This is a genomic window from Niabella soli DSM 19437, assembly GCF_000243115.2.
Lineage (GTDB): Bacteria > Bacteroidota > Bacteroidia > Chitinophagales > Chitinophagaceae > Niabella > Niabella soli.
This window is the reverse complement of the sequence record NZ_CP007035.1, coordinates 2,741,428-2,758,054: the sequence shown is the minus strand read 5'-3', so window position 1 is coordinate 2,758,054 and position 16,627 is coordinate 2,741,428. Positions and strand designations below refer to the sequence as shown.

General features: G+C 45.4%; 17 protein-coding genes. 12 read left to right on the top strand and 5 right to left on the bottom strand.

The features are described 5' to 3' along the window. Window positions 1-12 precede the first annotated feature (12 nt). Complete coding sequence (locus tag NIASO_RS11745; RefSeq protein WP_008586046.1) at window positions 13-807, bottom strand: 3-keto-disaccharide hydrolase; 795 nt, start codon at window positions 805-807, stop codon at window positions 13-15. 57 nt (window positions 808-864) lie between these two features. Next, on the bottom strand, window positions 865-1,614 hold the full coding sequence (locus NIASO_RS11740; RefSeq protein WP_008586044.1) for an LOG family protein: 750 nt from the start codon (window positions 1,612-1,614) through the stop codon (window positions 865-867). Between the two features lie 99 nt (window positions 1,615-1,713). On the opposite strand from NIASO_RS11740, the gene NIASO_RS11735 reads away from it, so the two are divergent. The 4 genes from NIASO_RS11735 (at window position 1,714) to NIASO_RS19945 (ending at window position 3,580) form a co-directional block, all read left to right on the top strand. Further along, window positions 1,714-2,484 carry an exodeoxyribonuclease III gene (locus NIASO_RS11735; RefSeq protein WP_025298908.1) on the top strand — a complete coding sequence of 257 codons (771 nt, stop codon included), beginning with the start codon at window positions 1,714-1,716 and terminating at the stop codon, window positions 2,482-2,484. Beyond that, entirely contained in the window at window positions 2,484-2,798 is a 315-nt protein-coding gene (locus NIASO_RS11730) for a DUF4286 family protein (protein ID WP_008586041.1), read from the top strand. Before NIASO_RS11735 ends, NIASO_RS11730 begins: the two co-directional genes overlap by 1 nt. Before the next feature lie 301 nt (window positions 2,799-3,099). Next, the gene (locus NIASO_RS11725) at window positions 3,100-3,369 is read left to right on the top strand and encodes an HU family DNA-binding protein (protein WP_008586040.1); all 270 of its coding nucleotides are present in this window, start codon (window positions 3,100-3,102) and stop codon (window positions 3,367-3,369) included. 94 nt (window positions 3,370-3,463) lie between these two features. Further along, complete coding sequence (locus NIASO_RS19945) at window positions 3,464-3,580, top strand: 30S ribosomal protein THX (RefSeq protein ID WP_008586039.1); 117 nt, start codon at window positions 3,464-3,466, stop codon at window positions 3,578-3,580. Between the two features lie 100 nt (window positions 3,581-3,680). Here NIASO_RS19945 and pdxH read toward each other — a convergent pair whose 3' ends face one another. Genes pdxH through pyrH form a run of 3 tightly spaced genes read right to left on the bottom strand, consistent with a single transcriptional unit; the run spans window position 3,681 to window position 5,874 of the window. Continuing rightward, window positions 3,681-4,328 carry a pyridoxamine 5'-phosphate oxidase gene (gene pdxH, locus NIASO_RS11715; protein ID WP_025298906.1) on the bottom strand — a complete coding sequence of 216 codons (648 nt, stop codon included), beginning with the start codon at window positions 4,326-4,328 and terminating at the stop codon, window positions 3,681-3,683. A 39-nt stretch (window positions 4,329-4,367) separates the two neighbouring features. Further along, window positions 4,368-5,156, bottom strand: coding sequence for a hypothetical protein (locus NIASO_RS11710; RefSeq protein ID WP_008586036.1), 789 nt, complete (start codon window positions 5,154-5,156; stop codon window positions 4,368-4,370). Window positions 5,157-5,166: 10 nt separating this feature from the next. Beyond that, window positions 5,167-5,874 carry a UMP kinase gene (gene pyrH, locus NIASO_RS11705; RefSeq protein WP_008586035.1) on the bottom strand — a complete coding sequence of 236 codons (708 nt, stop codon included), beginning with the start codon at window positions 5,872-5,874 and terminating at the stop codon, window positions 5,167-5,169. Between the two features lie 297 nt (window positions 5,875-6,171). On the opposite strand from pyrH, the gene NIASO_RS11700 reads away from it, so the two are divergent. The 8 genes from NIASO_RS11700 (at window position 6,172) to nagA (ending at window position 16,621) form a co-directional block, all read left to right on the top strand. Continuing rightward, complete coding sequence (locus tag NIASO_RS11700) at window positions 6,172-7,143, top strand: aldo/keto reductase (protein ID WP_008586033.1); 972 nt, start codon at window positions 6,172-6,174, stop codon at window positions 7,141-7,143. Window positions 7,144-7,182: 39 nt separating this feature from the next. After that, on the top strand, window positions 7,183-8,616 hold the full coding sequence (locus NIASO_RS11695; protein ID WP_052356686.1) for an alpha-L-fucosidase: 1,434 nt from the start codon (window positions 7,183-7,185) through the stop codon (window positions 8,614-8,616). 13 nt (window positions 8,617-8,629) lie between these two features. Beyond that, on the top strand, window positions 8,630-10,072 hold the full coding sequence (locus NIASO_RS11690; RefSeq protein ID WP_008586029.1) for an alpha-L-fucosidase: 1,443 nt from the start codon (window positions 8,630-8,632) through the stop codon (window positions 10,070-10,072). Window positions 10,073-10,224: 152 nt separating this feature from the next. Continuing rightward, window positions 10,225-11,124: a carbohydrate kinase family protein gene (locus tag NIASO_RS11685; protein WP_008586027.1), complete on the top strand. Its 900-nt coding sequence runs from the start codon at window positions 10,225-10,227 to the stop codon at window positions 11,122-11,124. Next, on the top strand, window positions 11,099-12,256 hold the full coding sequence (locus NIASO_RS11680; RefSeq protein WP_008586026.1) for an AraC family transcriptional regulator: 1,158 nt from the start codon (window positions 11,099-11,101) through the stop codon (window positions 12,254-12,256). Before NIASO_RS11685 ends, NIASO_RS11680 begins: the two co-directional genes overlap by 26 nt. 247 nt (window positions 12,257-12,503) lie before the next feature. Continuing rightward, window positions 12,504-13,859 (top strand): Gfo/Idh/MocA family protein, encoded by a 1,356-nt coding sequence (locus NIASO_RS11675; RefSeq protein ID WP_008586024.1) that lies wholly within the window; start codon window positions 12,504-12,506, stop codon window positions 13,857-13,859. A 219-nt stretch (window positions 13,860-14,078) separates the two neighbouring features. Further along, window positions 14,079-15,416, top strand: coding sequence for a sugar MFS transporter (locus tag NIASO_RS11670; protein ID WP_008586019.1), 1,338 nt, complete (start codon window positions 14,079-14,081; stop codon window positions 15,414-15,416). After that, the gene (gene nagA, locus NIASO_RS11665) at window positions 15,413-16,621 is read left to right on the top strand and encodes an N-acetylglucosamine-6-phosphate deacetylase (protein WP_008586018.1); all 1,209 of its coding nucleotides are present in this window, start codon (window positions 15,413-15,415) and stop codon (window positions 16,619-16,621) included. Before NIASO_RS11670 ends, nagA begins: the two co-directional genes overlap by 4 nt. Window positions 16,622-16,627 lie beyond the last annotated feature (6 nt).

Sequence of the window (16,627 nt, the reverse complement as noted above, 5' to 3'; positions counted from 1 at the left end):
GGTGCGGTGAAATTATTTCTTTTTTTCATAATAAGGGCTCAGGTCAATGATCTCTACTTTTCTGAATTCCACGGGGTGCCCCTCGCTTTGCAGTGAAATGTATCCCGATTGTAGCAATTGCCCATCCTTTTTAACCGAGGGGTCAAAGTCTGTAACATTGCCGCCGCCCAATTGGGGCTTTTCATAAACAAGAACCGTATCCCCATTCACAATTTGTTTGATGATGGAATCGCCCAGTACCAGTACTTCAGCCCTTACCCACACATCATTCCGGAAGGTTTTGGAGGTGGAATTAATACAGTGTTTTGTTTCCAGCTTTCCGTCCATTTCGATATTTGTTCCCGGGGTACAAACATTACAGGTACTGCGCTCGCCGGTAGTATCGCCTCCCAATAATTGATCTTCAATGGAAATAGGAAAATCCTGGTTTTTCAGCATGGTTTGCGGCGGCTGGCAGTGGAGCATAATCCCGCTGTTTTTATAGGCCCAACCGGGAGCGCCGGGCGTTTGCTTGCCAACAAAACGGTATTCCACTGCCAACAGGTAGTAAGAAAAAGGGGTCTTGTAAAAAAGATGGCCAAAGCGATCGTCAAAGGTTTTATAATGGTCATAATTTACCTGTATGGCGCCATTTACTACCCTGAAGGTATTTCCGAAATTATCGCCCAGGTCGTATCCCCTTATTTTGGGCGTCCAGCCTTTCAGGTCCTTTCCGTTAAAAAGCTGCACCCATTTACGGGCAAAATGCGGCTGGGCATTTAATTGGGACGATAAACATAACAACAGGAACAGGTGAGGCAATTTCATATTCAAGGATATTTTATGATAGTAATTAATTTTAACAGAGCGCACGCCAGGCAATCATCAGCTTTTGTCGATCATCCAGGGTATCTTCCAGCGTTTTTTGATCTTATAATTGGCGATAATATACTGGCGGATATGCTCCATAGCTTCATCTACATCATCCGTAAGTAAAACCAGGTTCATGTCCTCCTTGGATATGGTCCCCTGTTCGGCCATGCCTTCAATTGTAATCATCAGCTCTTTATAAAATTCTTTGCCAAAAAGTACGATAGGGAATTGCGTGATGGTCTTGGTCTGAATTAAGGTAATGGTTTCAAAAAATTCATCCATGGTACCAAAACCTCCGGGCATAATGATAAATGCATAGCTGTATTTTACCAGCAATACTTTGCGCACAAAGAAGTGATCAAACGTTACGGCATCGGTCAGGTACTTGTTGTAATGCTGCTCAAACGGCAATTTGATATTACAGCCTACAGATTCACCCCCCGCTTCAAAAGCACCTTTATTAGCAGCTTCCATAATGCCCGGTCCGCCACCGGTTAAGGTAGTAAAACCCAGATCGGCAATTCTCCGGCCAAATGCTTCGGCTTTTTTATAATAGATATGGTCTTCTTTAAAACGGGCGGAACCAAATACAGTAATACAAGGCCCCACAAAGTGAAGGGTCCGGAACCCCTTTAAAAACTGCCACAATACATGAACGGCAAATCCAAGTTCATAGGTTCTGCTTTTTGGGCCTTCCAGGTAAATATGCTCTTTTGCGGGAATGATCCGTTCCTGGGGTTTTAGTTGTTCCTTTTCATTCATTTTATTAACAATGGATAAGATTTAAGAACGAATATAAATCATAAAATTTTTAATAAGTAAATCCTGTTATTTTTGTGCCGATTAATTGATGTAGCCTTTATGCGTATTATAAGTTACAATGTTAACGGCATCAGAGCCGCTATTAAAAAGGGGTTTATCGACTGGCTGAAAACGGATCCTGCGGATATTATTTGCCTGCAGGAAACCAAAGCTTCGGTCGAAAACGTTGATAAAGAGTTGTTTGAAAGTTTAGGTTATACCGGCTACTGGTTCTCTGCTCAAAAAAAAGGATACAGCGGTGTTTCAGTGTTTACTAAAATACCACCGGATAATATAATTTACGGTACCGGCCATCAGGTTAGCGACGAAGAGGGAAGGGTGATACAGTTGGATTTTGGAGCCGTTCGCTTGATCAACGCTTATTTCCCAAGCGGCACCAGTGGTGAAGTGCGCCAGGGGTTTAAGTATATATGGCTGGATGAATTTTATACCTATTTGCAGGAATTGAAAAATAAACACCCGCGCCTGGTGCTTTGCGGCGACTATAATATTGCCCATGAAGCGATAGATATCCACGACCCGAAGGGCAATAAAAACTCATCCGGATTTTTACCGGAAGAGCGGGAATGGATGACAAAATTTTTAAAAAATGGGTTTAATGATACATTTCGGTTGTTACATCCGGAGGAGGCGCACCGCTACAGTTGGTGGAGCCAACGGTTTCCCTCCGTGCGTTTGAATAATAAGGGGTGGCGTATTGATTATATAACCGTAACGGACGCTTTAAAAAATAAGGTAGTGGAAGCCGATATTTACCCGGATGTTAAACATAGTGATCATTGCCCTGTATACCTTAAATTAGAAATTTGATGAAACCGGCTTTTATATGGAATGTTACGACGAAAGTGGCTCCCGAAATTCATGAAAACTGGCTCGATTGGTTAAGGAAAGTACATATACCTGCTTATTTGGCCACAGGTTGTTTTTATGATGCGCTTATTTTAAAGCTATTTGAGCAGGACGGCGACGATGGATTTACCTATGCCGTGCAATTTTATGCCCGGTCGATTGAAGATTATAAGACTTTTGCAAGCCGGCATTATTCGGCCTTACACCGGGAAATGATGACCACCTGGGGAACGGATTGTTATGGATTTGAGTCGGCATTGGAGGTTGTGAATTGAATGTGCATAACATTTTTATGGGCTTGCTATGTATCTGAAATAAGTTGTATATTCCTTAAAACCCACGTGCCGCGCGGTTTTCAGCCTATAAACCCGCGTAATGCTTTACTGGAGCGGGTTTCAGGCTTTTTTTAAATGTATGCTTCATAGGATCTTGGGAGCGGTCGCTTTCTGTAACTCTTATCAGCAGCGGGTTTTAAGGGTATTGGCCAAACAGGAAATGGACAAAGTTTTTTGTTGCAATCATGAAAAACCATATAAATTTGTTTTGTTATAAAAAACACTCATTAAATAATTAATTATGAACAAAGCAGAATTAATCGACAAGATATCCGGCGACGCTGGTATCACGAAAACACAGGCGAATGCAGCCTTAGATTCTTTTGTTGAAGCAGTAACAAAAACTTTGAAAAAAGGAGATAAAGTTACTTTGGTTGGTTTTGGTACTTTTTCCGTTACAAAAAGAGCTGCCCGTAACGGTCGCAACCCTCAAACAGGCGCTGTAATTAAGATTAAAGCCAAAAAAGTTGCCCGCTTTAAAGCCGGGAAAGAGCTTTCTTCAAAAATCTAACAAACTTGCTTTAAAAGAAAGTATTATGCTCCGTAATGATAAATTACGGGGCATTTTTGTTTGGTAAGCCTTACATTTGCAAAAATTTCAAACTATGGGAAGAGGCGATAAAAAATCAGCAAAAGGAAAACGCTTTAAAGGATCATTTGGTAAAAGCCGCCCGGCCAATCCAAAAAAAGCAACTCCTGCAAAGAAAAAAGCAGAAGCGTAATGTAATGGGTTCCCGCCCGTATGATCCATACCCGTATGGCGTACGGGGCGGGGTTCATAGCCCTTTCAACGATTGCCCTGCAGCTTGTTTAAGGCAAGCACTACGGAGCTAAACGCTCAATTTTCCACGCTTCTTTATCCTGTAACGTATAAAGCAGCCGGTCGTGCAAACGATTAGGCCGCCCCTGCCAGAATTCTGCGGAAAAAGGCGTTACCAGGTAGCCCCCCCAATAATCGGGCTTTACAATTGACGCGCCCGCTGCAACACGATTGGTGAGCTCTTTTGTTCGCTCATCGAGAAAAGAACGGTTAGGGATCACCGCGCTTTGGGGAGAAACAATGGCACCGATCTGGCTGCCCACGGGTCTTGAGTAGAAATAGTGCTCACTTTCTTCCTGTGACACTTTTGTTACGCTTCCGGTAATACGTACCTGGCGTTCCAGCTCCTTCCAGAAAAATACAAGACAGGCACGTGGATTCTGCTCGAGTTCCAATCCTTTTTTACTTGAATAATTTGTAAAAAAAACGAATCCCTTCTCTGTAATCCCTTTCAGCAGCACGATGCGCGCATCGGGCAAACCATTGGCATCGGCAGTAGCCAGTGTCATTGCATTTACTTCCGATAGCTGGCTGTCCGTTGCTTCCTGCCACCAGCGGTTGAACTGGGTAAGGGGATCCGGAGCTACCTCTGTTTCCGATAAACTTTTTTTTGAATAATTGATGCGTATGTCTGCAATATTGTGTTCCATGTCGTTGTTGTTTTGATGTTCTTTCGCCCGCGGATACATTTAACCTCCCGGTGCTTTATCAACTGTGCCTGTCAGAGCGCTTAGCGGGGGATGTACGGTCCAGTGGCCCTCTTGGGAAGTATCGTAGCCCGGCTTAATCCAGTCCTCGTGTCTGTAACAGGGGTCTCCCTGCTGGCGGTACTGCTGCTTCCTGAGGTCGATATGATCATTGAAAAGCGCATTAAAAACCGTCGGGCTTTTATTCTCATTTTGATGATGCAGATATAACCCGGTTATTTCTTGTTCATTGATCCAGTAAGGAACAAACTTATAGTTTTCAAATGCCGCTTCAACAGCTTGCTCTACCGTATTGAATAATGCGGCAAATTCATCATGCGGTGAAGCTACCAGGTAATTGGTTGAGCAATACCTGGAAGGAACTTTGTCCTTCTGTGGCATTACCAATTCATTTTGGCTTTCGCCAATAATTGAATAAAAAGGCCCCAGGAAACTTACAAAAAAGTGCAGTAGCTTTCTATGTGTAAAATTGTTATGGGTCTCCGTATCGACTATCAGCGATGCACTGTAGCAAAAATCCTGCCCGTAAGTAGTACCAATAATTTCTTTACCGGTGCTTTGTTTCAGCTTATTTTCCACACTTCTCCAGAGGGACGTAAAATTTTCGTCATTGTGGACTCTGTCGATCACAATATTTGCTAACGCAATCTGCCCGGGATAGGAATGATAGAGTTTCGGCGCAGCCTCCACTCCAATGGGGTAGTACTTTTTTATAGCCTCATAAACGGGCCAGAAATCAAACTTATCAGTATTGAATTGGAACCCATTCATAAAGTAGCTGTTAACGGATCAATGTCCCGATCTTTTCCCCTTCAACCAGTTTTTTCAGGTTCCCTTCCTGGTTCATATCAAAAACGATAATCGGCAGGTTGTTCTCCATGCAAAGGGTAAAAGCTGTCATGTCCATAATGCGCAGGTTTTTTGTCAGGCATTCCTGGTAGGTGACTTCATCATATTTTGTAGCGGTAGGGTCTTTTTCGGGATCTGCGGTGTAAACACCATCTACACGGGTGCCTTTCAGGATCACATCCGCATTGATCTCGATCGCACGTAAAGAACCTGCTGTATCGGTTGTGAAATAGGGGTTGCCCGTGCCGGCACCAAAAATAACCACCCGTCCTTTTTCCAGGTGGCGTATGGCGCGGCGCCGGATATAGGGTTCGGCGATCTGTTCCATTTTAATAGCGCTTTGCAAACGGGTAAACAGGCCGATCTTTTCCAGTCCTGCCTGTAGGGCCATTCCGTTAATAACGGTAGCCAGCATGCCCATATAGTCGCCATGGGCGCGTTCTATCCCTGTTTCCACCTCGTTCATCCCCCGGTAAATATTACCACCGCCGATCACTAAGGCCACTTCAATACCTAAGTCGGTAACTGCTTTTATCTCCCGGGCATATTGGGAAATAACTTCAGAATCCATTCCGAAATTTTTATTTCCCATCAACGATTCGCCTGAAAGTTTTAACAAAACCCGTTTGTACTTATGCATGGTGTAGTGATTTTATTTTCGCAGCGAAGATACTGTTTCGGCAGCTAAAATTGATAATCGGGTATCCGGAATTCAAACAGCGGAGTTTTTTGCTTAACCGCCAGCACCGAAAGCCGCGAAGACCTGTGAGGTTTAACTTTTCCATCATGACAAAAACCTCACAGGCCCTTGCGTATTGCGTTGTAGCAATTGCATCGCTTTCGACAGTTTATACGTCTTATATATTCCCGTTAACCGGGAGATGATTTTCATAAAAATGGTTGTACCTTCCGTCAGTTCATTTATAATAGTATTAAGATGAGAAATAAACTGGGAACAAGCACACTTGCTATAACACCCATAACACTGGGCGCTTGGGCCATAGGCGGCGCCATGTGGGGCGGTAATGAAGAAGCCGATTCGCTGGCCGCCATAAAAGCTTCAATTGATAATGGCATTACTTCTATTGATACCGCGCCTGTTTACGGCATGGGCTATAGCGAAGAGCTGGTAGGAAAAGCAATAAAAGGCTACGACCGGAGCTCGCTGCAAATACTAACCAAATTTGGTATGGTATGGGATCAAGTAAGAGGTGATTTTGCCTTTGAACGTAAGGATAATGACGGTGTGGTAAGAAGCATTTATCGCTATGGGGGTTATGACAATGCAATAAAGGAAGTGGAACTGAGCTTGAAACGCCTGCAGACGGACTATATAGACCTGATCCAGTTGCACTGGCCCGACAGTACCACGCCGATCAGTGAAACGATGGAAGCGATGCAGCGCATGCTGGAAGAAGGAAAAGTAAAAGCCATCGGTGTTTGTAATTATAACGGAGCGCAACTGGAAGAAGCAGAAAAAACAGTACGGCTGGCATCAGACCAGGTGCCCTACAGCATGCTTAAAAGAAAAATAGAACAGGAGGTAGTGCCTTATGCGCAGCAGCATGAGCTTTCAATAATTGCCTATAGCCCCATGGAGCGCGGACTGCTGACAGGTAAATACAATAGCGCGTATCAACTACATGAGGATGATCACCGGAATAACTACTTTAAGCAATTTGATCTGAAAAAGGTAGCACAATTAACGGATCATCTAACTGAAATGGCTGCAGGTTATAATGCAACAATTGCACAACTAGCATTGGCCTGGGTAGTGCGTCAGCCAACAGTTGCGGCAGCGCTGGCTGGCGCCCGGAATGCCCGGCAGGCGGCAGAAAACGCCGGGGCCATGCAATTGAAATTATCTGCAGCAGACCTGCGGCAGATCGAAAAATGGTTGGCGGAATAAGCCTTGTTGCTATAGAAAATGTATTGCTTTATGACAAAAATGAATAGATTTTTTTTGTTGTTTGCTGTATGCACTTTTTGGTGTTACAGGGTAGGGGCACAGGAAGAAGGCGTGCACCAACAGTCGACCGTTTATGAGTGGCCAACAGATCCCCTGGTAAAACAGAAGCTGGATCACTGGCAGGATCAGAAATTCGGGATGATCATTCACTGGGGACTGTATGCGGTACCGGGGATCGTGGAGTCCTGGTCCATTTGCTCCGAAGACTGGATCGGGCGCGATAGCACCATCGCTTATCCTGATTATAAAAAATGGTATTGGGGGCTTAAAAAAGATTTCAATCCCGTGCATTTCGATCCGGATCAATGGGCCGGCGCAGCAAAAGCAGCAGGGATGCGCTATGTGGTATTTACGACCAAGCACCACGACGGTTTTAATATGTTCGACACCAAACAATCTGATTTTAAAATATCTAATGGCCCCTTCGCCGCAAATCCAAAGGCAGATGTGGCAAAATATGTTTTTGATGCCTTCCGCAAACAGGGGTTTATGATCGGCGCTTATTTTTCCAAACCCGACTGGCATAATGAAAATTACTGGTGGCCCATGTATGCCACGCCCGACCGGAACGTGAATTACAATATTAAAAAATTCCCCTGGCGCTGGCAAAAGTTCAAAGATTTTGTATACAACCAGATCAGCGAGTTGATGCATAATTATGGCAGCATGGATATTCTTTGGCTGGATGGCGGCTGGGTGCGTCCTATTGAAACCGTGAATGCAGAAGTGCGTTCCTGGGGCGCCAAGATCCCCGAAACCGGTCAGGACATTGATATGCCCCGGATCGCTAAAATGGCGCGTGAAGCGCAACCGGGGATCCTGATGGTAGACCGTACCGTGCATGGTCCCTATGAGAACTATCAAACACCTGAGCAACGGGTGCCGGATCATAAACTCAACAACCCCTGGGAAAGTTGTATGACGCTGGGGAATGCCTGGGGCTATGTTCCCGGCGATAAGCTGAAGCCAGCGGCAAAAGTGATCCACACGCTGGTGGAAGTGGTGGCCAAGGGCGGAAGTTTATTATTGGGTGTTGGCCCCCAGCCGGATGGCATGCTTACAAAAGAATCTGTGGCACGTTTGCAGGAAATAGGAAAATGGGTCAATGCAAACGGCGCCGCAATTTATAACACGCGCGCTATTGATAATTACAAAAGCGGGGATACTTATTTTGTGCAATCAAAAGAAGGCAAAACGGAATTTGCTATTCATCTGGTTAAGAATAACGCCGTTCCGGACGTTGTTGAGTGGGAGGGGAATATACCTGCAAAAGGATCGGTTGTAAAAGCTGTTGCCACCGGTGAAAAGGCAAAATGGTCTGTAGCGGGGGGCAAGGTAACCATACAGGTTCCATCCAAATTGAAAAACAACAAAGAAAATCCCGCACTGGCATTTTCATTTGTGAAAGGTTAATAAAAATAAAATAATGAGAAAATTATTACTAAGTTCCCTTTTAGGGATCGCCATAACGGCCGGGGCGCAAAATGTAAAACCGCCGGCGCCCGTGTATCCGGTGCCAACGGCGAACCAGTTGGCCTGGCATAAACTGGAAACCTATGCTTTCATTCATTTTACGACCAATACTTTTACGGATAAAGAGTGGGGCTATGGCGATGAAGATCCCAAAGTGTTTAATCCCACAAAAGTAGATGCAACGCAATGGGCTACCGTACTGAAACAGACGGGTTTTAAAGCCATGATCCTTACTACCAAACACCACGACGGGTTTACATTGTGGCCGAGCAAATACACAGATCATTCAGTGAAAAACAGTCCCTGGAAAAACGGAAAGGGTGATATTGTAAAAGAGGCAAGTGATGCAGCGAGGAAAGCGGGATTGAAATTTGGAGTGTACTTATCGCCTTGGGATCGTAACCGGGCTGATTATGGCACTCCCTCCTATATTACCTACTACCGTAACCAGTTGAAAGAGCTGTTTACCAATTACGGACCGATTTTTGAAATGTGGTTTGACGGGGCAAATGGTGGTGACGGCTACTATGGGGGAAAAAGAGAAAAACGAAAGATCAACGGCGCTACATATTATGATTGGCCCACAACCTTGAAAATGGTGCGTAGCATACAACCTAATGTACTGTTTTTTAGTGATGCAGGGCCTGATATCCGTTGGGTAGGCAACGAAAGAGGGCAGGCCGGTAGAACCAACTGGAACACAATTACGCCGGATACACTGTATGCAGGCAAAGCGGGGATTGAAAAATTATTGAATACAGGATCGGCAGACGGCACCAAATGGATCCCTGCGGAAGTGGATGTTTCTATTCGTCCGGGTTGGTTTTATCACGCTTCGGAAGACAGTAAAGTAAAAACACCCGAACAGCTATTCGATGTATATCTTACCTCTGTAGGACGTGGATCTAATTTGTTGCTGAATATTCCCCCCGACCGGAACGGGGCATTTCATCCGGAAGATGTGCAGTCGCTTTACGGGTTTAAGAAATTGCTCGATGAACGGCTAACCCACAACCTTGCAAAAGGTGCTAAGATCACCACAAGTAATACAAGGGGAAATGCTGCCGCGTATAACGGCGCAAAAATGATCGACGGCAATGAAAAGACTTATTGGGCTACGGATGATGGTATTACCGGCGCCAGCTTTGAAGCAGTATTGCCGGTACCCAAAGAAATTAAATATGTAGTCTTGCAGGAATACATTCCCCTGGGGCAACGGGTGAAAAGTTTTACCGTAGAAGTTTTTGATAAGGGCAACTGGAAGCAGGTGGCCGATGAAACAACGATCGGGTATAAACGTATTTTAAAAATTGACCCGGTAACGACTGGTAAAGTGCGGGTAACGATTAAAGCTTCCAAGGCTGCACCGGTAATGGCAGCTTTTGGGCTATACTAGTGCTATATCAAATACATTTTATCAGGCCACAAAAACACAAAGCCACTAGGCAATTATTCTTTGCGCCTTCGTGTCTTCGTGGCAACAGACATTATACGATATTTTTCAATTAATATAACACTGGCTTTTTCTGAATTTTAAAAATACATAGCATGACACAACATACAGCTATTTGTTTCGGAGAGATCCTTTGGGATGTATTGCCAGATGGAGCTGTGCCCGGAGGTGCTCCCATGAATGTGGCCTATCATCTGAATAAACTGGGTTTGTCTGCGGGTGTTATTTCAAAAAGAGGCGCAGATAAAGAGGGAGAGGGGCTGATCCGGTTTTTGAAAGAACATCAGGTAGATACGGCATTTATTCAGACCGATGTGGCCTATTCTACCGGTAAAGTATTGGCTACACCCGGCGCCAATTATGAAATGCAGTATGATATTGTATTTCCTGTTGCCTGGGACTTTATAGATGCCACGGCATCAGTCCTTGAAATTGTTGAACAAACCAATTTATTGATATTTGGAAGTCTGGCCGTACGGAACGGACACTCCCGCAAAACCTTATTTGAATTATTGCCGCTGGCCAAAACAAAGGTGCTGGATATTAATCTGCGGCCACCCCATTTTGACCAGCATACAATAGAAGCCTTATTAAACGAGGCGACGATTTTAAAGCTCAACGAAAATGAATTGGAACTGGTTTGCGGATGGTATGGTTTTACAGGAACGATGTGGGAGCAGGCTGCTGCCTTGAGCGAAAAATTTTCGATAAAAGATACTGTTGTTACACGTGGCGCAGCAGGAGCAGCCTATTTTGCAAACGGGAGCTATTATGAACATCCGGGATTTAAAGTAGAAGTGGTAGATACGGTAGGCAGTGGCGATGCCTTCCTGGCAGGGTTCTTATCCCAACTGCAAAAACAAAACAGCCCGGAAGCAGCATTAGCATTTGCCTGCAGGCTGGGGTCTTTTATAGCGACCCAAAAAGGCGCTTGTCCGGAATATGATCCTTCAGCATTAAATAATCTCAATGATCAGGGTTTTATTATTGATTGATCATTCCAGTAAATTCAGCCGGCGTCTGCTTCGGGGACTGGTACAATACTCCAAAGATCATGGCCCGTGGTTGTTTTACCGGCTGCCTTCCTATTATAAAACCCTTAACGGAGAAGAAGGGATATTGAAATGGGCCCGGGAGTGGAAGGCGGATGCCATTATCGCGCAGGGCGATCATGAAGAGACTGGTTTTCTTAAATGTCTCGGTATTCCTGTAATGACGCAAAACTATAAAAAACGTAGTCAGGATTTTTCAAATCTCACCGGTGATTACAGGGGGACAGGCCGTATGGCCGCGCAATTCTTCCTGCAGCGGCGCTATTGCAATTTTGCTTTTTATGGAAACAAAGGAGTCGTATGGTCTATGGAGCGCGCCGAGGGATATAAAAAGGAAGTGGAAAAGAATAAGGGGAACTACTTTTACTTTGAAACGGAAACGCTGAACGGCGAAGAATGGAGCAGCAGTCATGAAAAATTGGATCAGTGGTTACTTTCATTGCCCAAACCTGTGGCGTTGTTTGCTTGTGATGACCATTTCGCCCTGCAGGTTTCGCTGGCCTGTAAACTGAACAATATTGCTGTTCCGAATGAATTGGCATTGCTTGGAGTAGATAATGATGACCTGATCTGTAATCTATCCGATCCTCCTATTTCTTCGATAGCTTTAGATGTGGAATGGGGCGGGTACGAAACCGGGCGGGTTTTGCATCAGTTGGTAACAAAAGAGCGCACATTGCCTCATAATATTATTATAAACCCTGTCAGGTTTGAGTTAAGAAAGTCCACAGAAAAATACAATGTGGCAAATGAACATATCCGCGAAGTCCTGCAGTATATTGAAGCCTCATTTACCACACCCATTCCTATTGCGACGCTTACGCGCAGAGTGCCATTGTCGAGAAGGAACCTTGAAACCAAATTTAAAAATGAAATGGGCGTTTCGCTTTATCAATTTATATTAAGGCGAAGGATTGAATATTTTGCCGATCTTCTGTTCGCCCGGCCAGGGGTGCCATTACTGGATCTGGCCATTCAGTCTGGTTTTAACGATGCACGCAATCTTTCGCGTATTTTTAAGAAGGCTAAGGGATACACGCCAACGGCATATCAGAAAAAATTTGCACGGATTTAATGAATCCTGCGTTTTTTGAAACAAAGATTGCGCGATTCGTTTGCGATATTGGAAAGATCATATCTAATTTTAACCGGGATTGATCCGGTGATACAACGATTGCTGTTGCCATCAGGCCTTTTTGCCGGCTATGATCCCTTGCTGCCGCGGCTCATTCATTTTTTCGAAACCGGTATTCCACAAGGCTATTAAAATAGTTAATCAAAGAAGAACGGTTCCTGAAGCAAACGATATAAAAAAAATATTTATGGATCAGCAAAAAAATCAATCGAGACGGGACTTTATAAAGAAGGCTGTTTTAAGTTCCGCAGCCGTAAGCATGGGCGGCGTACTTCCCGGCTTTAGTGCCCGGAGTTATAAAAGCATTTGGGGGGCTAATGAACGATTTGCGATTGGGGTAATGGGGGTAAACAGCCGGGGTCTTGCACTGGCAAGCAACTTTGCCAAACAACCTAATGCAGCGGTGCGCTATATTTCAGACGTGGATACGCGTGCCGCGGATAAATGTATCAGCCGCGTGGAAGCCATTCAGCAGTTGAAGCCTGTCGCGAAACCCGATTTCAGAAGGGCTTTGGAAGCCAGGGATCTGGATATAATGGTAGTGGCTACGCCGGATCATTGGCATGCGCCGGCCGCCCTGCTGGCGATGCAGGCGGGGAAGCATGTATACCTGGAAAAACCCTGCAGTCATAACCCCCATGAAGGAGAACTGTTGGTTGCCGCTCAAAAAAAATACAAAAAGGTACTTCAAATGGGCAACCAGCGCCGGTCCTGGCCCAATGTTGCGCAGGCCATTAAAGAAATTCATGACGGTATTATCGGGCGGCCCTATTATGCAAAAACATGGTATGCGAATAGCCGTAAGCCTATTGGCACGGGGAAAGTGGTTGCGGTGCCTAACTGGCTGAACTATGATCTGTGGCAGGGGCCGGCTCCGAGGATGCCTTATAAGGACAATTTGCTTCATTACAACTGGCATTGGTTCTGGCATTGGGGTACCGGTGAAGCGCTGAATAATGGTACCCACATGGTAGACCTTGCCCGCTGGGGATTGCAGGTGGATTACCCTGTTAAAGTGCAGTCCTCAGGTGGACGGCTGGTATTTACCGATGATTGGCAGACCCCCGATACACAAATGATCACCCTGGAATTTGCTAATAAAACGATGATCACATGGGAAGGCCGCAGCGCCAACGGCAGAGAAAGCGAAGGCAGTTCGGTGGGAGTCGTGTTTTACGGAGAAAAAGGCTCTTTGCAAATAGATGCAGGGAACAGCTATCATGTTTATGGATTGGATAACAAATTAATTAAAGAAGTAAAAGGCGATGCAACTGTAAAAGCAACTGATCTTTCCAATCCCGCGGAAACGCTGGATGCCTTCCATTTTCAAAATATGTTTGATGCCATAAAAGGAGGCGCGGCACTGCATTCCGATATCGAGGGAGGGTTTAAAAGTACGTTGTTGGTGCAATTGGGTAATATTGCGCAACGCACCACAGGGTTGTTACACACTGATTCGAAGAATGGCCATATCCTATCTGATCCCGGGGCGATGAAACTTTGGAGCCGTACGTATGAAAAGGGATGGGAACCGAAAGTATAATAATAATAATCAGTGCTGTATCATGCCTGACATACCTTTTGATTGTCTCCCGTTGAATACGAAGAATAGCACCGGCTTAAAGTCTTTTCTCTGCGTGGGTTCGCCACCGGGGACCGATCTGCGTAGCCTGTGGGAGTTCTCATTCAACTTTTTATAGATGATGGACACGGCTGTTTTATAAGCCATGAGGTAAACGATAATGTAAAAATTAGCTGAAAAATGACGGATACGCAAATAATAGCACCGGGTGGTTTAAGTAGACGGGAAACGATGGTGTCGCTGATAATTATCGGCCTCCTGTTTTTTATTTTCGGGTTTGTGTCCTGGGTAAATGCTATTCTGATACCTTATTTCAAGATCGCCTGCGAATTGACCCATTTCCAATCGTACTTTGTGACGCTGGCATTTTATATTTCTTATTTGCTTATTGCTGTGCCGGCGTCTTTTCTTTTAAAACGTACCGGGTTCAAAAAAGGGATGATGTTGGGGCTATGGATCATGGCTGCCGGCGCTTTTATGTTTATACCGGCAGCGCTTGCGCGTACGTACGCGTTATTTTTAACCGGGCTATTTTTATTAGGTACCGGCCTGGCGATCATGCAGACGGCAGTCAACCCTTATATAACAATATTAGGTCCGAAAGAGCAGGCTGCCCAGCGGATCAGCATCATGGGTATTTGCAACAAAGGCGCCGGTATCCTGGCGCCGCTGATATTTGCGGCAGTAATCCTGCGCACTACGGATGCGGAACTATTCCGGCAGATCCCGCTTATGAATCCTTTACAAAAAGCAACCGCATTGGATGAGCTGATCCGGCGTGTAATAGTGCCTTATAGTGTCGTGGGACTGGGACTGTTTGTATTTGGCGTTTTTGTACGTTATTCTTCGTTACCTGAAATAGACACTGAGCATGAGCCTCCTGCAGTTGCCACGGCTAATTCGGGCAAGCATACCATTTTCCAGTTTCCCCACCTGGTATTGGGCGCCCTGGCTATTTTCATACATGTAGGCACCCAGATTGTGGCTATTGATACCATTATCAATTACGCCGGAAGTATGGGTATGAATTTGCTGGAAGCAAAAGCTTTTCCTTCTTATACGTTAACGGCTACTATTATCGGGTATATAACAGGGATTATTTGTATACCAAAATTTTTTAGTCAGGTTACGGCGTTAAAAGTATGCACCCTTCTGGGGTTGCTTTTTTCAATAGTGATCCTTTTGGCAAAAGGCAATGTATCCCTGTTCGGGCATCAGGCAGACCTGTCGATCTGGTTCCTCGTTTTGCTGGGATTAGCCAATTCATTGGTATGGGCGGGCATCTGGCCACTGGCACTGGACGGGTTAGGCCGTTTTACCAAACTGGGCGCATCTATCATGATCATGGGGCTTTGTGGCAATGCTATTATGCCGTTACTTTATGGGTGGCTTGCAGATGTGTGGAATCCGCGGGCGGCATATGTGGTGCTCCTTCCCTGTTATGGATACCTGATTATTTATGCAGTGTACGGGCATAAGATCCGGAACTGGAAATCTAATAAAAAGAAAAATAATTGAATGCGCTTAAGATCATAAACGGCAAGCTGGTATTACCCGATGGGGTTGTGGAAGGGAAGTCTTTGTATGTCCTTGATGGGAAGATACAGGCCATTACCGGCGAAATGCTTGATTTTCCTGATCTGCAGGAGATGGATGTTCATGGAAACTATGTGGCACCGGGGTTTATCGACATGCATGTTCATGGCGGAGCCGATCATGATTTTATGGATAACGATCCTCTGGGATTTGTTGCCATTGCCCAAATGCATGCACAACATGGTACTACTTCTATGAACCCGACGACATTGAGTTGCGGTAAAGAAGATTTGCTGGAAACAATAAGATTATATGATGCTGCAGAGCCTGTGAGATATGATGGCGCACAGTTCATCGGCCTGCACATAGAAGGCCCTTATTTTGCCATGGAACAGAGGGGTGCACAAGACCCTCGTTTTATAAGGGATCCGGATCCCGAAGAATACGGGGAAGTGCTTGCTGCTGCAAAACACATAGCGCGGTGGAGTGCAGCGCCCGAGTTACCGGGGGCTCTTGAATTTGGGAAGTATATGGTGCAACACAAAGTGATGCCGGCCATTGCACATACCAATGCCAGTTATGAAGATGTGGTGCAAGCATTTGATGCCGGCTATACGCATGTTACCCATTTCTATTCTGCGATGTCTGGCGTCTTCCGCAGGAACGCTTTTCGTTATGCCGGAGTGGTGGAAAGCGCTTATTTGATTGATGAAATGACGGTGGAAATAATCGCCGACGGCGTGCACCTGCCGCCACCGCTGTTGCAACTCGTGTATAAACTAAAAGGTGCTGATAAAATTGCATTGATCACGGACGCCATGCGCGGCGCAGGTACACAGGGCAGCGGGAGTATTTTGGGCAGCCGCAAAAATGGTTTGCCTGTTTTATTGGAAGATGGCGTGGCCAAATTGCCCGACCGGTCTGCATTTGCAGGCAGTATCGCTACGATGGACCGGTTGGTGCGGAATATGATCACATTGGCGGGGGTATCCCTCATGGATGCAGTAAAAATGGCTACTGCTACTCCGGCCAAATTAATGGGTGTTCATGAATGGACCGGCAGTCTGGAAGAAGGAAAGCAGGCAGACATTGTTGTCTTTGATCCGTCTGTTGCAATACTTAAAACGATTATAGGAGGGCGGCTGGTGCACGATGCAGGGAAGCTGGAATTGCCTGAAGCAGACTAATCGACA

Bases quoted from the DNA above. Each gene is read 5' to 3' on its own strand.
- NIASO_RS11745 (WP_008586046.1), bottom strand. From the start codon at position 807: ATGAAATTGCCTCACCTGTTCCTGTTGTTATGTTTATCGTCCCAATTA.
- NIASO_RS11740 (WP_008586044.1), bottom strand. From the start codon at position 1,614: ATGAATGAAAAGGAACAACTAAAACCCCAGGAACGGATCATTCCCGCA.
- NIASO_RS11735 (WP_025298908.1), top strand. From the start codon at position 1,714: ATGCGTATTATAAGTTACAATGTTAACGGCATCAGAGCCGCTATTAAA.
- NIASO_RS11730 (WP_008586041.1), top strand. From the start codon at position 2,484: ATGAAACCGGCTTTTATATGGAATGTTACGACGAAAGTGGCTCCCGAA.
- NIASO_RS11725 (WP_008586040.1), top strand. From the start codon at position 3,100: ATGAACAAAGCAGAATTAATCGACAAGATATCCGGCGACGCTGGTATC.
- NIASO_RS19945 (WP_008586039.1), top strand. From the start codon at position 3,464: ATGGGAAGAGGCGATAAAAAATCAGCAAAAGGAAAACGCTTTAAAGGA.
- pdxH (WP_025298906.1), bottom strand. From the start codon at position 4,328: ATGGAACACAATATTGCAGACATACGCATCAATTATTCAAAAAAAAGT.
- NIASO_RS11710 (WP_008586036.1), bottom strand. From the start codon at position 5,156: ATGAATGGGTTCCAATTCAATACTGATAAGTTTGATTTCTGGCCCGTT.
- pyrH (WP_008586035.1), bottom strand. From the start codon at position 5,874: ATGCATAAGTACAAACGGGTTTTGTTAAAACTTTCAGGCGAATCGTTG.
- NIASO_RS11700 (WP_008586033.1), top strand. From the start codon at position 6,172: ATGAGAAATAAACTGGGAACAAGCACACTTGCTATAACACCCATAACA.
- NIASO_RS11695 (WP_052356686.1), top strand. From the start codon at position 7,183: ATGAATAGATTTTTTTTGTTGTTTGCTGTATGCACTTTTTGGTGTTAC.
- NIASO_RS11690 (WP_008586029.1), top strand. From the start codon at position 8,630: ATGAGAAAATTATTACTAAGTTCCCTTTTAGGGATCGCCATAACGGCC.
- NIASO_RS11685 (WP_008586027.1), top strand. From the start codon at position 10,225: ATGACACAACATACAGCTATTTGTTTCGGAGAGATCCTTTGGGATGTA.
- NIASO_RS11680 (WP_008586026.1), top strand. From the start codon at position 11,099: ATGATCAGGGTTTTATTATTGATTGATCATTCCAGTAAATTCAGCCGG.
- NIASO_RS11675 (WP_008586024.1), top strand. From the start codon at position 12,504: ATGGATCAGCAAAAAAATCAATCGAGACGGGACTTTATAAAGAAGGCT.
- NIASO_RS11670 (WP_008586019.1), top strand. From the start codon at position 14,079: ATGACGGATACGCAAATAATAGCACCGGGTGGTTTAAGTAGACGGGAA.